The organism is Fimbriimonadaceae bacterium (assembly GCA_019454125.1).
GTDB lineage: Bacteria > Armatimonadota > Fimbriimonadia > Fimbriimonadales > Fimbriimonadaceae > JALHNM01.
Map to the genome: position 1 here is coordinate 2513895 of CP075365.1, position 19149 is coordinate 2533043.

A 19149-nucleotide genomic window follows, 5' to 3' on the forward strand; every position below is an offset into this window, starting at 1 on the left:
CGCCCCTATCGCGACGAGCTGTCGGAGAGAGGGGCGGATGTGCATCTTGAGCACCGGCCCCGCCCCCGGCGCACTCGGCGCAGGGGGCGGGACGCGACGGTCACCTCACGACGTTCACGGGGACGATCTTTCGCACCCGCTCGCCGTTCGGGGTCTCTGCCAGGATCTCGACTCGGTACACGCCCGGGGCGACCGCTCGGTCGGCCTTGTCGCGCATGGCCCAGGAGACAGAGTTCTGGCCCGCGTTGTCGGCCCGGCCCCGCGTGATCGTGAAGACCTCCTTGCCCGTGTTCGAAAGAACGCGGACGGAGACGAGGGCGTCAGCCGAGAGGGCATAGGTCACTGAGATCGGAGCGGTCAGCCCGCGGCCAGGCCGCGAGACAACGACGTTGCCGATGACGGGTCGCGCAGACCCGCCCGGCTCCATGATGAGCTTGAGCGTCCTCGTGCCGGACTCGGCCATGCGGAACGTGTAGCCCGAGGTGGCCCTGAGGTCTCGCGTCTCCTTTGTCGCCGGGTCTTCCAGGCGGAACCGCATATTGCGCGGCACCGAGGGGAGGTTCGGCCACGTGACCGTGACTTCTCCAGGCTCGTTCGCCTTGACCTTCACCGTCCACTCCTTACGCGCGCCAGAGTTGCTCACGGCAGTGGCGAACCGGGTTTCCTTGCCCGCCTTCTGGTCCTCGACGTAGAGCTCGACGTTCTGTTGCGGCGCGGCCGGCGGCTTCAGGATCGCGGCTTGTTCGGCCCTCTTCGCGTCCGGCATCACGCCGACATAGTTGCGGCTGTCGATGCCCTTGGCCGTGCGGGCCGAGAGTTGGAGCCGCCATTCGCGGTCGGTCTGCTTCCAAACCTTGTCGACCGTCTGCCTTGAATTGTCCAGGCCCTCGATGAAGACCGGTGGCACGATGATCGTCCCAGGCTTGAAGGCTTGCCAGAAGACGAAGTATCCCGTGTGCGGCTTCAGCACATCGCCGACACCTTCGGTGAACACGTACTGGCCACCTCCCGGGAGCGATTCGTCGCGCTTCCAGTAGGCGAGGCTGGACTGGACGAAGCCAGAGCCCACCGCCTCGATCCACGGGATGCCGTCCTCGGGGGTGTCCTCAGCCACAACGAGGAGGTCGGTGATCGGCACTTCGTAGCTGTACGGGTTGCCGATCAGGTTCCAGCCTTGCTGGAGCCGAATCGTGAGGCCGCCCTGCGGAGCGTCGTTCGGCAACAGGGCACCCTTCAACTCATAGAAGCTGAGGTCGTTCTTCGGAACGATCCAGTAGCCCGTCCCCCGCTCAACCGTAGAGGCAGGGATGTAGGCGTTCTGAAGAGTGTCCCAGCGATAGGCGACGAAGTCGACGCCCGACTGCAGGCCCAAGATCGACTCGAAGGAGGAGTCTTGGAACGAGTAGGGGATCGTGACAAGGTTCGCGCCAGCGGGCAGGTCCAGCTTCGGCGTAGCCGCGACCTTGACGATCGCCGTGAGCTCCTTCGCCGGGCCAGGGGTCGGGCTGACGGTGACTCGGACCGGCAGGTCGCCGAAGACCTTGCCGTCGGCCACGATGTTCCAGTCGACCGAACCGATCGCGTTCGAAGCGATGAGGTCGACCGTCTTCTGCTGCAGCTCGCCGTCGGCAAGCTTCAGACCGGTGGGCAGGAAGATGGTGAAGCGGACGTTGCGCAGGTCGACCTCTCGGTCAAGCGTGGCGTACTGGTTGTCCACGTAAGCCCGGAGGGTCAACGGGTTCGGCGAGAGCCCGTTCAGCCCGTTCGGGTCCGTCTGCAAGAGGCGCGGCGGGTCCAACAGGAACGCGTAGGGATCGCGGTAGTCGCCGACAGACCAGTTCGTCCGGATGTAGTGGACGATCTCGCGAACGGCGCCCGAGGGCGTTGCGCTAGTCGGGAACCGCTGGATATACGCCGTCTCGTTCAAGAAGATGTCGGCTTCCTCGGCCGGCGCCGGGTTGTTCGGGCTGTCCCCGAAAACGTTCAGGCGCATCTGGTTGCCCCAGAGGAGACCAGGGGAGGTGAAGGCGCCCTGGTTCCCGATGACGATGAGGTCGGCCGCGGTGGCGTCAGGGGTGGAAGACCCCGGAGTGTTCTCCACCCGAATCCCGTAAGGCTCCGCCTGGCCCCAAAGGAAATCGACGTGCGTGGGGAAGCGCGGGCTGCTCGAATCGTAGCGCCGCTCGTTGCGAACGGGCCGCCCCGTTGGCATCCGGATGAAGCCCAGGTAGCGGTCGTTGTTCGTGTCAAAGCCTTTGCGGAAGCCGCTCCGCGTGCTCAAGGCCGAATGGGCCTGGTTCGTGCCGTCGTACCGATCGCGCTGGCCGCCGCTCGTGCGCATCCCGACGTAACTGCCCCAGAGGAGGCCCAGGTCGAGGGACTCGGCCGAGAGGTTTCGAATCCGCCACTGGTTGCGGACTGCGTTGCCGATGACCTTCACCTGCAGTTGCACGTCCACGTCGCCGTCCGCCCAAGCGACGACCGCATACCTCTTGCTGGCGCCGACATATGCGCTGTAAAGCCCGCCGTCGCCAAAGAGCACGGAACTGGCATTCGTGTTGCCGCCCTTCAGAATCTTCGCGTAGGTGTAGTCGCCGACGGGGTCGTTGGGGGCGCCCATGGTGAGGGCCTGGAAGTTGTCGAAGTCTGTCTGAAGAGAACCTTCGCTGCCTACGTAATAGCCGAAGCGGCCTGAAGCGTCCAGCGTCCTGGCCGTCGGGGCATAGCACGGGCCGTTCTGGCCACCGTAGGTGACGTTTCCGCTCAACCCGATCAGGGCGTGGATGAGATCGTTGCCGATGTCGTAGCGGCTGTAATCGTCACTGTAGGGCTGTTCGTTCTCGGGGTCGATACACTCGTAGAACCACCCCGTTTGCGCTGTCGCTGCGCTTGCCGCGAGCGCCAGACCCAACCCCGCCATCGATTTCCAAAACTTGCGCATGTTTCTCTTCTTAGGTCCCTGCCCCTCCGAGGTCGTCGGAGGGGCCAACTCAGCTTTCGGACGATTCCCCGGTTAAGGGTTGGTCGTCCTTTGGATCCGCCTGAAGGCGCTGAAGATGTACCGCTGGCCGCTTGCGTCCGGAACAGGCCCGGGGACGTCCTCGGGGTTCCTCACGCCTGCCCGCCAGTAGAGCACGTTAGAAGTCGGATAGATCGTCGCGGTGTTGATCACCGGAGAGCTCACCCGACCACCAGTCGCCGTCGTAAGATCGATGAAGGAATCGGACGTAAAAGTTCGCCCCTTCGGGAAATTAGACCGGTCGGATATCTGAATGACGTACTCGAGCGGGATGCTCGCGATCGGGCCGCGCACCGAGCTCACGACAAACTTGATCGGCACTTGGACGATCTCGTTGTCCTGCGGGTTCAGCGGCGTCGGCCTATTCAGCGGAGTGGCCTGGCCCCTCGTCGGGACGCGCGGCGAGACGAAGTAGCAGTAGACCGTGTCCGTGCCACCTGTCGTGCCCCCCGTGCCACCGGTGCCGCCAGTTCCGCCTGTTCCGCCCGTGCCACCGGTACCACCGGTACCACCGGTGCCACCTGTTCCCCCAGTGCCGCCAGTGCCGCCGGTTCCACCCGTCGTCCCGCCACCGGGCAGGTCGAGCGTGGAGACGCGGTAGACGACCTCGACCGAGTGTCGGTAAGGCGTGCCCGGCACAGCCGGAGTGATATTTTCAAAGTCGACGGTGGGCACCGAGTCATTGGTGCACGTCTGGCCGCCGATGACCCCGTTGAAGTCTCCCCAGTTCGGGCCGAGGAAGCTCGCGTTGGCGTCGTCGTAGGTGAAGTTTTGGTTGCCGGCCGCGATCGCGACAGGCTCCGTGTTCTTGTTCTGCCGCCAGACCTGGTATTGCACCGGGCCGATCTGGTTGCCGCGGAAGAAGCTGTCTCGAGTCCAGCTGACCCGGACGGCCGGCACGTCGTTACCTAGGACGATCGCTTCGCTCTTCACGGCGGAGACGGCGTCCTGGTTGCTCCCACGGCCCTGGCCGAGCAAGAAGCCGAGCAAGGCAAGGACCAGAACGAGAGAGACGAGGCCGGAGTTGTCGCCGGACTGCTTGCGCCGCGCAGGCTGCGCGTCGCCAGAATTGGACCACGTGCTGCGGATCTCCGGCACGTCGAAGACGGCGCGGACCTTGTCCCCCGGCTGCATGCCGCGGAAGCTGCGAGTGGTCTCCACGAACGAACTGTCCGGGTCGACCTCGCGGATGATGCCCTCGGCCACTTGGCTCGACCCGCGCGTCACGATGACGCGCTGGCCGTTCTCGAAGCCGACCCGCGACCCGCGGTTGACGAGGGCGCGGTCGTTCAGCGTGTTCAGGATCGTTGCCGCCGGAAGGTTCCGGGAATTGATGCTGTTGAGAGCCTGGAAGGCGGCCTGGTCAAAGGCCCGCCGGATCAGCTCTTCGTCGGCGACCTCGCCAGAGAGGATGTCGGAGTTCGCCCCCAGCGCGGCGCCGTTCACGGCGAGCCCGGAAGCGACGTCCCAGAGGACGATCCGCACGAGCACCTGGCCCTGTCGGCCGCCGCTCGTGCTCACAATCCGATAGTTGACGACTTCGCCGCTCACCAGGGTGTTCGCCTGCAGAGCCTGGCCGAGCCGCTGAAGGTCAGAGCTTCGTACGACGGGGATCTGGTAGCCCAACGTCTCAATCTGTCGCGAAACCGTTTCGAGCGGAACGACCTCGACTTCCCCACGGCGGGCAAGTTCGTTCGCCAAGGCCTGGACGGCCATCTGGCCGACCGGCATCGTCTGCGACTTCGATTTGTTGACAAACTCGACGAGAGCCCAACTTGGAAGCGTCTCGAGCTGTGCGGCGGCGGGCATCGCTGCGCAAAGCGCGAAGACGGCGGCCACCATCTTCATTAATGCGGCCCATGCCGACGTTGTCACCAATCCTTGTCGTTTCACGCTCGAGATTCCTCCTCGTTCGTCCTGCGCATCTCCATTGTCGCTGTCCCAACTGTTCGCGGCGCCAGACGGGCTGGCGGCGAGACTGTCAATCTTAGCCGAACCGGACCAGGCTGGGCAACGACCGCCGACGGCGGCTTATCCCCTCCTGAACCTATTAACGAAGGCAAGGGATATTCAAAAGGGGGTCAAAGGGCCCGCTTTTGGAGCAATCCACATGCCTTCGCTGCGTGTTCGACAGCCGAATGGACGTCGGCCAGTGGCGAGTTGGTTCGGATAATCACGTCCGCGAAGGGAACTTTTGCGGTGGTCCGCAATTGCGTCTTCATCAAAGCCCGCGCGAGGGCCGGGTCACCAAGGCGCGCGGTGAGGCGCCGCTCCTGCTCTTCCGGGCCGCACGTCACCACCCAAACGCGCGGGAAAAACTCGTGCAGCGCCGTTTCGATCAGCAGCGGGATCTCCACCACAGACGCTCGCGACGCAAAGATCTCCGCCGCGATGCGCGGGTGAAGGACGCGGTTCACGGCCCGCCGGCGCACGACGTCGGCCGCGATGAGGGCGCGCAACCGGTTCCGGTCGAGAGGAGGGGTCTCTCCGAGCGCGTGCGCGACCTCGGCCTGGACGACGCGGTCGTCAAGCACACGCGCGGCGATATCGTCGGCGGAGCCGACCGAGACGCCGAGACGCCGAAGGGAGTCGAGCACGGTCGATTTCCCTTCGGCAATGCCCCCGGTGAGGGCAACGGTCGGTTTAACTGCCCTGGTCGTCGGTCTCTTCCTCGGCGCCCGGCTTGAGGAGTCCTTTCAGACCGGCAAGCCTCTCGCCGATGGTCGCGCCGCCCGTTGGGGCGCGCATGGTCGCCTGGGGAGCCTCGGTCGACTGCTCGTCGCGGCGCATCGGCCTTCGGCCCCGGGCGCCGCCACCCGGCCCTCCGGGGCCGCCAGGCCGCCGCTCGCCTCCGCGTCCGCCGTAGCCGTAGTCGGCGCCAGGCTGGGCGTTCTCGCGCAGCGAGAGCACCATCCTGCGGTCCTCCGCGCGCAGGTCGATGATCATCGGTTCGATCTCCTCGCCTTCGGTGAGGACCTCGTCCGCCTTCTTGATGCGCTTGCTGGAGCACTCGCTGAGCGGCAAGAACGCCTCCGCGCCCTCGGGCAGACGGACGAACGCACCGCTCTGCACGATCCGGCTGACGTTGACCTTAATCTTCTGGCCCTGCTTGTAGTTGTCCTTGATCAGGTTCCACGGATCGGGCAGGACTTGGCGCAGGCCCAGGCTGACGCGGCCCGCGTTCGGGTCGAGCCGCAACACCATGACCTGGAGCTCGTCGCCCTCCTTCAGGACTTCGCGCGGATGGTCGATGCGGTACCAGCTCATCTCGCTTATGTGGAGAAGGCCGTCGATGCCGCCCAAGTCGATGAACGCGCCGTAGTCGGTCAGGCGTCGGACGACGCCGGTGAGGACCTCGCCCGGCCGCGCGTTCTCAAAGATGTTGACCTTGACTTCCTCGCGCCGCTCGTCCTCGGCCGCCTTGTTGCTCAAGACCACCTTGCGCCGCTCGCGGTCGATCTCGATGATCTTTACCACAAGGGTCTGGCCCACGTACTTTTCGATATTGCGGAGCCGACCGTTGCCGACATGGGTCGCCGGCACGAAGCCGCGGACGCCGATGTCCACCACGAGGCCGCCCTTCACGCGGTCCACGACCTGCGCTTCGAACGCACGACCTTCTTCGAAGGCGTCGACGATGCCGTACCAGGTGGCGTCGAAATCGGCCTTCTTCTTGGAGACCACATGGCTGCCTTCCGCGCTGCCCGTCTTCAACACGACGACCTGGAACCGGTCGCCCGGCTTCACGATGCCGATCGCCGAGTCCACGTTCTCGTCCGTCAGCTCGCTGAGCGGGACGACGCCCTCGGCCTTGGTGCCTAGGTTCACGAACACCCGGTCTTTCTCGACCTGGATGACTTCCGCCTCGATGCGGTCGCCTCGCGAGACGCCCTTGTTCGACTCGCGCTTGTTCGCTTCGTCCGGCTGCATTTCAGCCAGCGCCTGCTCAAAGAGGTCGGCGTCGCTGGGCTGCTCACCGAAGGCCTCCGGCGCCTTTGGGGCCTCCGCTTCGACGGCCGGTCCCGGCTCGGTTGCGGCGATTGGCTCGGTCGAGGCGGCCGGTTCGGCCGGGGACGGCTCTTCTGCCAAAGCCTCGGTGGCTTCAGCCGTGGGTTCGGAGGCGGACTCGGCCACAGGCTCTGCGGTGGGTTCCGGCGCGGCCGCGGAGTCGGCTTCCGGCGTAGCGGCAGCTTCCTCGGTTCCGTTCATCGATGTCGCAACCTGGGCGTCGGAGCCGGGCACTTCGGCCTGGGGCTCGGGACTCGGCGCGACGCCACTGGTTGCCTCGGCTTCCGCCTCGGTCGCCGTGGGAGTGGTCGTCATCTGATCGTCGCTCATGCTAAGGGCACTCTCTGGAGGCTCATCGTAAGATACCTAGAACGAAGAGCATCACTTCTCGCTATTTTAACGTACTATCCTTTTGTCTTGACAGAAGGGGACGTTTTTCTAGGTATGGCCCAAGCCCTTCCCCACGCTCAAGCATGATCTGAGGCGGATGAGTTCCGAGTCCGGACTAGGCCCTGTCCGCGCCGCGATCGATGTCGGGTCCAATTCCACCCTCCTCACCGTCGCCGCCTGGGACGGCCGGGGCTGGCGGGAGACCGGGGGCTTCTCGGTCGTCACCGGCCTCGGCCGGGGCACCAAGTCCACGGGTCGCCTCGACCCAGAGGGCGCGCGCCAGACTCTCGCCGCCCTGCGGCGAGCCTGGAAAGAGGCTGCGGCCCTCGGTGCGCAAGAGACCGTCGCCGCTGCGACCATGGCCGCCCGCATCGCCCGCGACACCCCAGAGTTCCTCGCCGCCGCCGAGGCTCAAGCCACCCCCGTCGTCGTGATCCCCGGCGACACCGAGGCGGAGCTCGGCTTCCGCGCCGTCGTCGAAGACCCCCTGTTCGCGAACGAGACCCGGGTCAGCATCGTCGACCCCGGCGGACAATCCACCGAGATCGTGGCCGCCGAAAAGGTCCGCGACGACTGGCGCGTACTCTTTCGACGGAGCTTTCCGATCGGCGCCCTCGCCCTGCGCGAAGGGGCCCTGAAGCCGGACGTCACTGGCTACTCCGAGAACCTCGCCGCCGTCCGCGAACTTGACGCCGCCATAGGCATGGAGTTCCTCCCCGGCCAATCGGGACGCACCGTCACGCTCGGAGCCACCGGCACCAACCTGGTCTCGATCCGGGAGAAGCTCGCCGAGTGGGATCCGGAACGCGTCCATGGCGCCGTGCTCGATTACGAGGAGGTCAGCCGGGCGGTAAGCTGGCTCGGAAGCCTGGGCGACGCGGGCCGTCGCGCCGTGGTCGGGCTGGAGGCCCGCCGCGAGCACACCATTCACGCCGGGGCGTTGATCTTGGAGCGCTGCCTTTACGCCCTCCACGCCCTTGAGTGCACGGTGAGCGTGCGCGGCTGGCGGCACGCCCTGCTTTCTAGCGCCGAGTTCTGGAAGATTCCGGTCACACTCGGATAGACTTCGGCAGTGGCCTGGCTCGGCATGACCTCGGGACAGCGGTGCTCCGCGTTCGGACTCGCCATTGCCGGCATCGCGATCGTCGGGGCCATCGGCCAAGGCGCACTCAACCGCTCCGCCGCCCCTCCCCCAAGGTCGGCCGCCAAAGCTTCGCTCTTCGGGGGGGAGCCCTCGGCTTCGCGCCGCGAGAAAGTCTCGCTCAATAAAGCCGACCAAGCCGGGCTCGAGTCTCTGCCCGGCATTGGGCCGGTCTTCGCAGGGCGCATCCTGGAGCTGAGGCGACAAAGGGGCAGCTTTCGCTCCATCGACGAGCTTCTGGACGTGAAAGGCATCCGGCCGGACCTGGTGGAGCGCCTGCGCCCCTTGGTGACGCTGTGAACTGGGAGGCCGGAGACGAGCAGGCGCTCGCCTACTTCAACGCCACAAAGGGCCGCGGGCCGAACCCCTTCCTCACGATCGCCGAGCCCCATCTGGGCCCGATCGGCCACGCGCTTGACCTGGGCGCGGGCGTCGGTAACACTGCGCGGTGGCTGGCGGATCGCGGGTGGACCGTCCACGCGGTGGAGCCAAACCAGGACGCGCACCGCTTCTTCGCGGAGACTGCCGGGGAGGCCGAGGGCGTCGCCCTGGAAGCGGCCCACTTTCACAATGCGAGCCTAGGCAGCTACGACGCGGTCCTTGCCCTGTTCACCCTCTTCTTCGAAGAGCCGGGCCGCTTCCCCGCGACCTGGCGGCGGCTCACCGCCAGCCTTCGCCCGGGCGGCGTCTTCGCGGGACAGTTCCTGGGGCCAAACGACGATTGGAGCGAGCGGTGCCTGACTCACAGCCGCGCGGAGGTAGAGGCCCTCTTCCCCGGCTGGGAGTTCCTCCACTTCGAAGAGGTCGACCGCGACGGCGACACCGCCCTTGGCGAGGCCAAACATTGGCACGTCTTCCACGTCATCGCACGGAAGCCGTGACACGCCAAAGGCGGTAGCCGCCCCGTCCTCCTTCCTCGCGGACCAGTTCGCTTGTCCAACCCGCCGGCAGGTTCGCGGCGTCGCGCTCCCAGCGCCCGTCCCGGGTCAAGACGAGGAACCCGCCTTTCTCGTAAGGCAGCGCCTCCGGCGTCTCGGCTTCGACCACCGGCCGACGGTAGTAAAAATTGATCGAGGGGTGGCTGGTGTCCTGGAGTTCCAGCGAACCGGTCCCCATCGGCCCCTCGCGGCCGATCCGGTAGACCACAAGCGGCCCCGGCTCCCGCCGCGCCCGAATCGCCAGCCGCTGGACGTCCGCCATCCGGTTCGTCCAGTCCCAGGTGAACACGCCCCAGGCCATCACGGAGACGAACGCGCACCATCCGAGCCCGAACCGAAGCCAAGCCTCCTGCCGCCGCGGCTCGAACTGGGCGAAGGCCAGCCCGACCAGCACCGCCACGCCCGGCATTGCAGGCAGGATGTAGTGCGGCAGCTTCGTCCCGCTCAGCGTGAAGAAGACCAGGGGCACCAGTACCGTGCCCAGCGCCCATTCCCAAAGTCCCGAGTGGGCGCGTTCCCCCCGGCGGAAGAGCTGCCCCGCGACCCGCGGCCAATAGGGCAGAGCCGCCAAGACCACGATCAGGGGATAGTAGACCGGGTGCGACCACCAAGGGACGGCGTGCGCCTTGTCCCCGCCGGTGAACCGGCCCACGTTCTGCTCGATCAAGAACTTCTGGACGAAGGTCTGGCCGTTGGCCATGTAACAGGGCACATACCAAGTGGCGAGCACGCCCAGGCACAGTCCCACGCCAAGCGCCCAATAGCCCCTGAACTCCGGCCGCCTCTCCGGCAGCCTGGCGTAGAGCATGGCGACGAGACCCAAGAACAGGACGGCCGCCACCGGACCCTTCGCCAGGACTCCGAGGCCCACGAAGACCGCCGAGGCGAGCCGGAGCCGGCGGTCGCCATGGAGCGAGTCGAAGAACGTCGTGCCAGCGAGGGTCAGGCAGAGCACCAGAGGAGCGTCGGTCATCATCAACCGACCGATCGCGACGACGAGCAAACTGCCGCAATAGACGAGCGGGACAAAGAGCGAGAGGAACGGGCCGTCCGCACCGCCGTGCCGCCGCACGAACCGCGAAAGGACGAGCGCCGTCGCCAAAGTGCAGAGCGCGCTCGGCAGCCTCGGCCCCACCCATTCGCCGAACACCTGGATCGAGGGGATCGCCAGCCAGTACGCCAGGATCGGCTTTTCGAACCAAGGCGAGCCGTTCAACGTCGGCGTGATCCAGTCGCCTCGACGAATCATGTCCGCGACGACGGCGGCATAGAACCCCTCGTCCAGATCGAAAAGCCCGTACGTCCAAGTGGCAAGGAACGGCAGCACGCAGGCGATCGCCACCAGCCAGCCCCGCACTTTCATCCGTCCCGCATTCTTGCACGCCCGCGACTTCGCCCCGTCATACTAGTCCGCAATGCCGAAGAACGTCCGTATCGTCACGCTCGGCTGCGCCAAGAACGACGTCGACAGCGAAGAGATCGCCGGCGTCCTCCGGGAGAGCGGCTATAGCGTCGACGGGTCGGCTGAGGCGGACGTCACCGTCATCAACACCTGCGGCTTCCTAGAAGCGGCCAAGCAGGAGTCGATCCAGGCGATTCGCGAGGCGGTGGCAAAGAAGGGCCGTGGCAGGGTCGTCGTCGCAGGCTGCCTGGCCCAGCGCATGGGCGCGGAGCTGGCAAAGGCCGCCCCCGGCGCGGACGCCTATGTCGGAGTCGGCCAGATGGCGCGCTTCGGCGAGATCGTGACCGGGCTCAACGGAACCACCTCGATCGAAATCAAGCCGCCCCACCACCGCTGGGCCGATGTGCCGACAAGGGCCCGCACCGGCAGGCCCTGGAGCGCCTATCTCAAGGTCAGCGAGGGGTGCGACCATCGCTGCACCTTCTGTACCATCCCGAGCTTCCGAGGCGCACACCAAAGCAAGCCGATGGAGCGGCTCGTGGCCGAGGCCCGGCACCTCGCCTCGACCGGCGCAAAAGAGCTCAACCTGATTGCCCAAGACGTCACCCAGTACGGCTATGACCTCTACCGCGAGTTCACCCTGCCACGCCTTCTCCGCGAGCTGGACGGGGTGGAAGGGGTCGAATGGATCCGCATCCTTTACTTCTATCCAAACCGGTTGACCGACGAGGTCATCGAAGCGATGGCGACCCTGCCCAAGGTCGTGCCCTATGTCGACATCCCGTTGCAGCACGTCCACCCAGAAACGCTTCGCCGAATGAAGCGGCCCTGGGACGGCGAGCGCTATCTCCGCGTGTTTGAGAAGCTGCGCGCGGCCCTGCCCGAGGTCGCGATCCGCACGACGTTCATCGTCGGCTTCCCGGGCGAGACCGAGGCCGAGTTCCAAGCACTGCTCGACTTCACCCGCGATGCGCGGCTAGACAGGGTCGGGGCGTTCATGTTCAGCCGCGAACAGGGCACCCCCGCCTATGAGATGAGCGGCCAAGTGCCGTTCCGCGCCAAGCGCGAGCGCTACGACCGCCTCATGCGGCTGCAGCAAGTCGTCTCGCTCGAGAAGAACAAGGAGTGGGTCGGGCGGCCGATCCGGGTGCTCGTTGACGAGGCGGATGAGGCTGGCGTGAGCGGACGGTCCTTCCGCGACGCGCCGGACATTGACGGGCGCGTCATCGCCACGGGAGCGGCCGAACCGGGCACCTTCGTCGAGGTCCAGGTGACCCGGGCCAGCGTCCACGACCTCTACGGTGCCGCACCCGAGAGCGCTTAGGCGGCTAGTTTCTACGCTGGCTGCGGGCTCGGAGGATCACCGCCAGGCTGTTCATGACGACGAGCACGCCCATCAGGACCGTGATGGCGGCGGCGGCGGCCTCATGGAAGCCCTTTTGCGGTCGGCTCGCCCAATCGAAGATCTGGATCGGGATCACCGTGAACTTGCTTCCGAGCGAATCGGGCGGGCTCGCAATGAAGGCGACCGCCCCGATCGTGATCAAAGGTGCGGTTTCGCCTATAGCTCTCGAGACGCTTAGGATGATGCCCGTGATAATGCCGGGCATCGCATTGGGCAAGGTCGCCCGAAAGACCGTTTGCCAGCGGGTCGCTCCCAGCGCCAGCGAACCTTCGCGATAAGCGCTCGGGACCGCCCGGATCGCTTCTTGTGCAACGACGATGATCGTCGGCAGGATGAGCAGGCTCATGGTCAGCGCCCCAGCGATGACCGAGCGGTCCAGGGCGAAAAACCTGACGAAGACGCCGAGCCCCAAGAGTCCGTAAACGATCGACGGGACTCCAGCAAGATTGGAGATGTTGAGCTGGATCAGGCGAGTGGCCCAGTGGTCGGGCGGGGCGAACTCTTCAAGGTAGACAGAGGCAGCCAGCCCCAACGGGACCGCGATGAGGGCCGTCAGCCCGATCACCCAGATCGTGCCGGCAAGGGCGACCTTGAGGCCGGCCTTGTCCGGAAAACGAGAGCCGATGTTCGAGAAGAAATCGGGACTGATCCGGCCCAAGCCGTCCCGCAAGATCGCGACCAGCAGGAATACCAGGAACAGAACGGCGATGATCGCGGCGGCGAAGCAAGCCGCTTTGAACAACTTGTCGCTCAGACGGCGACGCCGAAGGAGGCTCTGGTCAGTAACCATGCTTCAGTAGGCGAACCGGTATCGCCGGACGATACGTCGGGCCAGGACGTTGAGCAAGAACGTGATGACGAAGAGCGTCGCACCGACGGCGTAGAGCGTGAGGTACTCGACGCTGCCCGCGGGAGTGTCGCCCTTCGAGATCTGGACGATGTAGGCGGTCATCGTCGCGATGCTCTCGCCCAAGTTCAGCGTCATCTTGGGGGTCTGCCCGGCCGCCAAGGTGACGGCCATCGTTTCGCCGACGGCACGCGAGACCGCCAGGATGAACGAGGCGGCGATCCCCCCAAGCGCGGCCCGCAGCGTGATGTTCCGGGTCACCTCGAACTTGGTGGCCCCGAGGGCCAATCCTCCCTCCCTCAATGACCGGGGGACCGCATTGATCGCGTCGTCACAGAGGGTCGTCACGAGCGGCAGGGTCATGACGCCGACCACGATGCAACCTGACGCAGCGTTGAAGACCTCGACGCTCGGAAAAATCGAGCGGAGGAACGGGGTGATCTGAAAGAGCGCGAAGAAGCCAAAGACGACGGTGGGGACTCCGGCAAGGAGCTCAAGAAGCGGCTTTAAGACCCGGCGAAGCTTTGGCGAGGCGTATTCGGACAGGAAGATCCCGCTTGCCAGGCCGAGGGGCAGGGCGATCACCATCGCGCCCACGGTGATGAGCATCGTTCCGTTGATGAGCGGAAGGACGCCGAACTGAGGGTTCGCAAAGGTGGGGGTCCAAACCGTGCCGGTGAGGAACTCTCCGACCGACACCCCTGACTTGGCGAAGAAAGCGAAAGCCTCGACACCGAGGACGCCGACGATGGCTATGGTCGTGGCGACCGAGACCATAGCCGCCAAAAGGCAGACGAAAGTCAGGGCGTCTTCTCGAAGAGACTGTCGGCTTACCGCCTTCGTCAGCTTGTTCGCCGGCAGCCGCTGCCGTACCAATGAGCCAAACGATTCGCGTGTCAGTGACCAGACCCCGCTTTTGCGCCGTTGGCACCGCCCGACTCTTTGCTCAAGATTTCCTTGATCCCAAGTCCGACCTCAGAACCGGCAAAGACCGTTCCGACTTTGCGCTCGTCCCAATGCTTCTTGACCGATTCGATGATGTCAGCCGGCATCGGGATGAATCCGACTTGCCGCACCAGGTCACCGCCTTCAGCGAAGAAGAAGTCGACGAAGGCATCGACCTGAGGCTTCTCGTCGGCGGCCTTCTTAGCGACATAGATGAAGAGCGGCCTGCTCAGGGGCTGGTAGCTACCGTCCACAACCGTCTGAGGCGAAGGCTCGACCGGGCCTTTGCCCGCGTCGATCTTGACCGGCTTCAGAGCATCCTTGTTCTCTTCGAAATAGCCGTAGCCGAAGTAGCCAAGTGCTCCCTTGTCGCCTTTGACGCCTTGGACCAAGATGTTGTCGTCTTCGCTCGCCTGGTAGTCGGTGCGCGAAGCCCCCTCTTGGCCATTGATGGCAAGGGTGAAGTAGTCGAAGGTGCCCGAGTCCGTACCAGCACCGTAGAGCTTAAGCGGCAGGTCTGGGAACCCTGCACGCACGTCCTTCCAGTTTTTGACCTTGCTGTTCGGAGCCCAAATCCTCTTCAACTCGTCGACGGTCAGGCTTTCCGCCCACGTGTTCCCAGGGTTGACGACGAGCGTAAGACCGTCAAGGGCGACGGGCAACTCGATAAACTCGATGCCCTTCGCCTGCAGGGCCTTCACTTCCTCCTCCTTGATCGGACGGGAGGCCATGGCGATATCGATCTCGCCCGCAATGAACTTCTTGAAGCCGCCACCTGTACCGGAAGTGCCGACCGCCGCCTCCGTGTCCGGGTGTCCCTTGTCGAACTCCTCGGCGACGGCCGCGAAGATCGGCGTCACCGTGCTGCTCCCATCGATGTTGATCGCGCCGGAGACCTTTGCTGCCGACGTGCCGCCACCCGCACTTCCAGAGGTCGAGCCCGTGGCACCACCGGTAGGGGCCGTTTCACCGCACCCGGCCGCAAGAATCCCGGCCAAGGCGACTGTTACCGCATAAAGACCAACGTGCTTCATGTTCCGTTCGAGCTCTCCGCTCTTCATTGATGCCGCAAAATGTTAACGGAATGTTAAGTCACTAGGCCGATTCCAGGATGGCCACGGCCACGGCATGGCCCTTCTCGTGCGAAATGCTCACGTGCAGGCGTTGCCGGGGCGAGAGAATTCCTTCGCGCAGACTCGCAATCGGCGCGCCGCTCTGCGCCGCCAAAATCCGGACGTCGTGCCAGGAAGCGACCCCCGGCACGCACTTCTTTACCGCCTCCTTCGCCGCCCAGCGTCCGGCCACTTGCGCGGCGCTCTTGCAGTACTCGCGCTCGTCCGGGGTCAGCACGCGGTCGAGAAAGCCGCTCCGCCGCATAGCGCGACCGATCCGAGCGGTCTCGACCAGGTCGATGCCGATGGCGACGATCATTCGCGGCCAGGCTCGTTGGCGCCCTGCAAGAGTTCGGCCATGTCGACGAGGCTCACATCGTCGCCCGCGACTTGCTTGATACTGGCGTCGAGCATGATCCGGCAGAAGGGGCAGGCGACCGCGATTTGCTTCGCGCCGGTCTCCAAGAGCTGGCGGACCCTCCGCTCGCTCGGACGCTTGCCCGGCTCTTCCTCGAACCACATGCGGCCGCCGCCTGCCCCGCAGCAAAGCGTCTTATGGGCGTGCTGCACGGGCTCGGCGAGCACTTTGTTCTCGTCCGGCTCCTTCAACAGGTCGTGCGCGAGGCCCGGCGCATCCGTGTTGAAGCTCGTCCGCTCGCCGACCAGGGCCCGCGGCGCGTCGCTCTCCTGGTTCACGCGCGCCAAGTAGCAGGGATCGTGGAAGGCGACCTCGCCCGCCTTGGGCCGCGCCGGGTTGAGCCGTCCCTCGTCGATCAGGTCGCGCAAGAGTTGGGTGTGGTGGAACACCTCCAGCCGCCCGCCCAACTGGTGGTATTCGTTCTTCAGCGTGTTGAAGCAGTGCGGACAGGCCGTCACGACCCGCTTTACCCCGTACTTTTCGAAGACGTGGACGTTCTTGCCCGCCTGTTCCTGGAAAAGGAACTCGTCACCCGTGCGCCGGGCTGGGTCGCCCGTGCAAGCTTCCTCGCGGCCCAGGCAGGCGAACTTCACGCCCGCTTTCTTCAGGAGCTTGGCGACGGCCTGCGTCGTCTTCACCGCCCCAGGGTCGGTCGCCCCCGCACACCCCACCCAAAAGAGATAGTCGAACGAGCCCCCGTCGCGGCACAGGGGCACGTCGAGCCCCTTCATCCAATCCTCGCGGTTGGCCGCTGGAGCTCCCCAGGCGTTGCCCGTCGAACCGACCTGGCGCAACATCACCGAGGGCGTGCCGCTCAGCTTGCCCTCGGCGACCAGGTTCCGCCGCGCGTCCACGATCATATCCACGTGCTTGATCAGAACCGGGCACGCCTCGACGCAGGCGTTGCAGGTCGTGCACTGCCACAGGGCCTCTTCCGTCACCTTGAGAGCGACGGGGTCGCCCGTCACCGCCGCGTCACGGATGTCCTGAACCACCTGCTTCGGGTTCAAGACCTTGCCCACGTTGTAAGCGGGGCACACCTCGGTGCAGCGGCCGCACGACATGCATGCGTCCAGCGAGAGCAGGTGCCACCGGGAATAGTCCTTCGCCACCGCGACACCGATCTGCCCGGTCTCCTCGACTTCTTCCATGGTCACGGGCACGAGCTCGCCCATCGGCTTGGAAGGCGCGCCCGCCGCGGTCAGGGTCGCCGTCACCACGTGGCGGATCCGCATCTGCGGCAAGAAGGCGAAGAAGGCCCAGACCCAAGCCGCGTGGAACCACCAAATCCCGATATAGGCGCCGTTCGAAAGGTTCGGCACCGCCTGCGCCAAGAGGTGGCCGACAGGCGACGCCCAGTCCCATTCCTGAGGGGAATTGCTGATGCGCGCCGCTTCCAGCACATAACCCGTCACCCCGAGCATGAAGAGGATGCCGAGCGTCGCATAGTCGCGCCAGTCGCTCGTCAATGGGTTCGGCGTGGTCTCCGGCTTTCCCGTCTCCGGATCGGGCTGGGGTTGCCCAAAAGTTCGGTCGTACCGCCAGCGGCGGAAGAATGCCCACACCACGCCCGCCACGAAGAAGAGCCCGAGCACGTCGAACGTGGTCTCATAGACCAGGTAGTAGACCCCCCGGTGGAAGTTCGGCAGCCCGATCACGGGGCTGTAGGTCGCGATGCCGAGGAGGGTCGTCGCCAGCAACAGCGAAAGGAACCCATAGAAGATCATCAGGTGCATCGGCGCCCCGCCCTTCGGGCGGCTCGACTGCACCTTGCGCTGGCCCAAAATGTAGGCCGAGACTTGCGCAAGTCCGTCGCTGCGCCACCAGACCGGTTTGCCTTGCTGCCACACCCGGGCTCGCTGCAGGAACTGGGCGGCCATCACGGCGAGGCTGAGGGCCGTCAGCGCGTAGAACGCGGCCTTGAAGCCCCAAGGCTCCATGTGCATGAATTCGTGGCGGGTCGGCTCCAACTTCCTTTGGAGTATGACCGGCTCGGCTGACCCAAGGTCGAAGCGGCTACATCAACCGGGCGACCGTCATGTCCGCCGGGGCCAGCCTCTGGGAGACCTCGATCACCGGCGCCACCACCACGTTCTGCTGCACGGCGAGCCATTCGCAGAACGCCTCGTGCGCGTCCGCGTCGACGCTCCGGTCCCCAGTCCCCACCCCGTCATAGGAGAGCACGGCCCAGTGGCCCAAGTCGATCGCGGCGCGGACGACGTCTGTCATCCCGCTGAAGGAGGCGCCGATCATGGGCACGCACTTGATCGCCGTGAGGTCGACGTCCGGCAACGGGTTGAAGCCCAAGATCCCGGTCCGGCAAACGGGGTGGTTGCGCGCGACCGCCTGGCTGTAATCCACGTTCTCAGCGCACCGAGGCGGGCCCCAGGGAAAGGCGAACGAGAACGATCTCTGAGCGGGGAAGACCTCGCGGAGCATCTGGTCCGCCTCTAAGACCTCGCTTTGGACCATGTCCACCGTCCAGGCGGGGAGCGACCCGTCCGGAAGCGCGGCAGAGACCAGCGTGCCGTTCCCGAGTTCGTGCCCCGCCTCGACGACCTGCCGCCAGACGGAAGCGTGGTCGAGCGCCAAGGAGGGCTCGGCATAGAAGGTGGCTTTCAACCCCGTCCTTTCCAGCACCGGTAAGACCTTATGAATGTGGCACGCCTGGGTGCCGTCATAGGTGAGTGATACGATGCCAGGACTGACACGGGCGACGCTGCCTTCAGCCATGGCTATGTGATACGCCATATCCTTCGGAAAAGCAAGGGCAATCGCTGAACGAGCCGGCTAAATTCTTCGCCCAGCGTAATTGCCGGGCCTCAAGTCCCACGAGAGTCGCCAAAGAGATCGATGTGGTACCGGGGCGCCAACCGCCACCCGCGGCCCATGACAAGGGGGACGAGCAACCGCTCCCGCCGGTGGAGCGTCTCCGCGTCCCGCCCTTCTGCCATCAAAAAGACCCGGTCCGCGCGCACCCCCGGTAGCCGGGCAAGCACAGCCTCGATCTCGGCTACGTCGCCCGGCGAGCCCTCGGGGTCCACCACGAACTTGAGTTGGTAGGAGTAGCTCCCCACGAGCTTCTGCAGCGTCCCCTCGAGCGCTTTGGCCCGCGTCTCTTCGTGGCGTTCCCGCCACCCCCCTTCCGGGGTCGAATTCGCGAGCTTGGGGCTGATCGACATCAGGTCGCAGGGCAGCTCGCGATAAACGGTCCCCGCCGTCTCGACCGTCAAGGTCTTCCCCGCCTGTGCCAGCAGATTCGCCAGAGTTTCCAGAGGAGGGAACAGCATGGGCTCGCCCCCAGTCAGAACGACATGGGTCGGGGCGCGGACGATTATCTCGTCGGCAAGCTCTCTCACGTCGCGTACCGGCCCTTCTGGTTCCCAGCTCGCATAGGGCGTGTCACACCAGCGGCAACGGAGGTTGCACCCGGAGACCCGGACAAAGGTCGAAGGCGTGCCGAGCCACATCCCCTCGCCCTGGATGCTTTCAAAGACCTCGGCGATCCGCAGGTTCACAATGAC

16 protein-coding genes are annotated in these 19149 nt (G+C 65.5%); 4 read left to right on the forward strand and 12 right to left on the reverse strand.

Features of this window, described 5'->3' with window-relative positions; all coding sequences use genetic code 11:
- Window positions 1–100: 100 nt before the first annotated feature.
- From KF733_12260 to KF733_12275, 4 genes are all read right to left on the reverse strand, one after another.
- Complete coding sequence (locus KF733_12260) at window positions 101–2941, reverse strand: hypothetical protein (GenBank protein ID QYK55767.1); 2841 nt, start codon at window positions 2939–2941, stop codon at window positions 101–103.
- 72 nt (window positions 2942–3013) lie between these two features.
- The gene (locus KF733_12265) at window positions 3014–4912 is read right to left on the reverse strand and encodes a hypothetical protein (GenBank protein ID QYK55768.1); all 1899 of its coding nucleotides are present in this window, start codon (window positions 4910–4912) and stop codon (window positions 3014–3016) included.
- A 188-nt stretch (window positions 4913–5100) separates the two neighbouring features.
- Window positions 5101–5616 (reverse strand): dephospho-CoA kinase, encoded by a 516-nt coding sequence (locus tag KF733_12270; protein ID QYK55769.1) that lies wholly within the window; start codon window positions 5614–5616, stop codon window positions 5101–5103.
- 46 nt (window positions 5617–5662) lie between these two features.
- On the reverse strand, window positions 5663–7357 hold the full coding sequence (locus tag KF733_12275) for a S1 RNA-binding domain-containing protein (GenBank protein ID QYK55770.1): 1695 nt from the start codon (window positions 7355–7357) through the stop codon (window positions 5663–5665).
- A gap of 157 nt (window positions 7358–7514) precedes the next feature.
- Here KF733_12275 and KF733_12280 point away from each other — a divergent pair, with 157 nt between their 5' ends.
- The 3 genes from KF733_12280 to KF733_12290 are packed head-to-tail and all read left to right on the forward strand — an operon-like array spanning window position 7515 to window position 9439.
- A complete protein-coding gene (locus tag KF733_12280) occupies window positions 7515–8480 on the forward strand; it encodes a hypothetical protein (GenBank protein ID QYK55771.1) in 966 nt (321 codons plus the stop codon).
- A 9-nt stretch (window positions 8481–8489) separates the two neighbouring features.
- A complete protein-coding gene (locus KF733_12285) occupies window positions 8490–8858 on the forward strand; it encodes a helix-hairpin-helix domain-containing protein (protein ID QYK55772.1) in 369 nt (122 codons plus the stop codon).
- Complete coding sequence (locus KF733_12290) at window positions 8855–9439, forward strand: class I SAM-dependent methyltransferase (GenBank protein ID QYK55773.1); 585 nt, start codon at window positions 8855–8857, stop codon at window positions 9437–9439. Before KF733_12285 ends, KF733_12290 begins: the two co-directional genes overlap by 4 nt.
- On the opposite strand, the gene KF733_12295 is transcribed toward KF733_12290, so the two are convergent.
- Window positions 9420–10859, reverse strand: a complete 1440-nt coding sequence (locus KF733_12295) for a glycosyltransferase family 39 protein (GenBank protein ID QYK55774.1) — start codon at window positions 10857–10859, stop codon at window positions 9420–9422. The genes KF733_12290 and KF733_12295 overlap by 20 nt on opposite strands.
- A 52-nt stretch (window positions 10860–10911) precedes the next feature.
- Between KF733_12295 and rimO the strand changes: the two genes are divergently transcribed.
- Window positions 10912–12222 carry a 30S ribosomal protein S12 methylthiotransferase RimO gene (gene rimO / locus KF733_12300; GenBank protein ID QYK55775.1) on the forward strand — a complete coding sequence of 437 codons (1311 nt, stop codon included), beginning with the start codon at window positions 10912–10914 and terminating at the stop codon, window positions 12220–12222.
- A gap of 4 nt (window positions 12223–12226) precedes the next feature.
- On the opposite strand, the gene pstA is transcribed toward rimO, so the two are convergent.
- From pstA to KF733_12335, 7 genes are all read right to left on the reverse strand, one after another.
- Window positions 12227–13093: a phosphate ABC transporter permease PstA gene (pstA, locus tag KF733_12305; protein QYK55776.1), complete on the reverse strand. Its 867-nt coding sequence runs from the start codon at window positions 13091–13093 to the stop codon at window positions 12227–12229.
- A 3-nt stretch (window positions 13094–13096) separates the two neighbouring features.
- Window positions 13097–14026 (reverse strand): phosphate ABC transporter permease subunit PstC, encoded by a 930-nt coding sequence (gene pstC, locus KF733_12310; protein QYK55777.1) that lies wholly within the window; start codon window positions 14024–14026, stop codon window positions 13097–13099.
- Window positions 14027–14046: 20 nt separating this feature from the next.
- Window positions 14047–15156, reverse strand: coding sequence for a PstS family phosphate ABC transporter substrate-binding protein (locus KF733_12315; protein QYK55778.1), 1110 nt, complete (start codon window positions 15154–15156; stop codon window positions 14047–14049).
- 34 nt (window positions 15157–15190) lie between these two features.
- The gene (gene acpS / locus KF733_12320; protein ID QYK55779.1) at window positions 15191–15526 is read right to left on the reverse strand and encodes a holo-ACP synthase; all 336 of its coding nucleotides are present in this window, start codon (window positions 15524–15526) and stop codon (window positions 15191–15193) included.
- Window positions 15523–17595, reverse strand: coding sequence for a (Fe-S)-binding protein (locus KF733_12325; protein ID QYK55780.1), 2073 nt, complete (start codon window positions 17593–17595; stop codon window positions 15523–15525). Before KF733_12325 ends, acpS begins: the two co-directional genes overlap by 4 nt.
- A gap of 46 nt (window positions 17596–17641) precedes the next feature.
- Window positions 17642–18358 carry a polysaccharide deacetylase family protein gene (locus KF733_12330; protein QYK55781.1) on the reverse strand — a complete coding sequence of 239 codons (717 nt, stop codon included), beginning with the start codon at window positions 18356–18358 and terminating at the stop codon, window positions 17642–17644.
- An 89-nt stretch (window positions 18359–18447) separates the two neighbouring features.
- On the reverse strand, window positions 18448–19143 hold the full coding sequence (locus KF733_12335) for a 7-carboxy-7-deazaguanine synthase QueE (protein ID QYK55782.1): 696 nt from the start codon (window positions 19141–19143) through the stop codon (window positions 18448–18450).
- Window positions 19144–19149: the final 6 nt, after the last annotated feature.

Coding starts and splice junctions, on each gene's coding strand:
- KF733_12260 (QYK55767.1), bottom strand. CDS start 2,941: ATGCGCAAGTTTTGGAAATCGATGGCGGGGTTGGGTCTGGCGCTCGCG.
- KF733_12275 (QYK55770.1), bottom strand. CDS start 7,357: ATGAGCGACGATCAGATGACGACCACTCCCACGGCGACCGAGGCGGAA.
- KF733_12280 (QYK55771.1), top strand. CDS start 7,515: ATGAGTTCCGAGTCCGGACTAGGCCCTGTCCGCGCCGCGATCGATGTC.
- KF733_12295 (QYK55774.1), bottom strand. CDS start 10,859: ATGAAAGTGCGGGGCTGGCTGGTGGCGATCGCCTGCGTGCTGCCGTTC.
- rimO (QYK55775.1), top strand. CDS start 10,912: ATGCCGAAGAACGTCCGTATCGTCACGCTCGGCTGCGCCAAGAACGAC.
- pstA (QYK55776.1), bottom strand. CDS start 13,093: ATGGTTACTGACCAGAGCCTCCTTCGGCGTCGCCGTCTGAGCGACAAG.
- KF733_12315 (QYK55778.1), bottom strand. CDS start 15,156: ATGAAGAGCGGAGAGCTCGAACGGAACATGAAGCACGTTGGTCTTTAT.
- acpS (QYK55779.1), bottom strand. CDS start 15,526: ATGATCGTCGCCATCGGCATCGACCTGGTCGAGACCGCTCGGATCGGT.
- KF733_12330 (QYK55781.1), bottom strand. CDS start 18,358: ATGGCTGAAGGCAGCGTCGCCCGTGTCAGTCCTGGCATCGTATCACTC.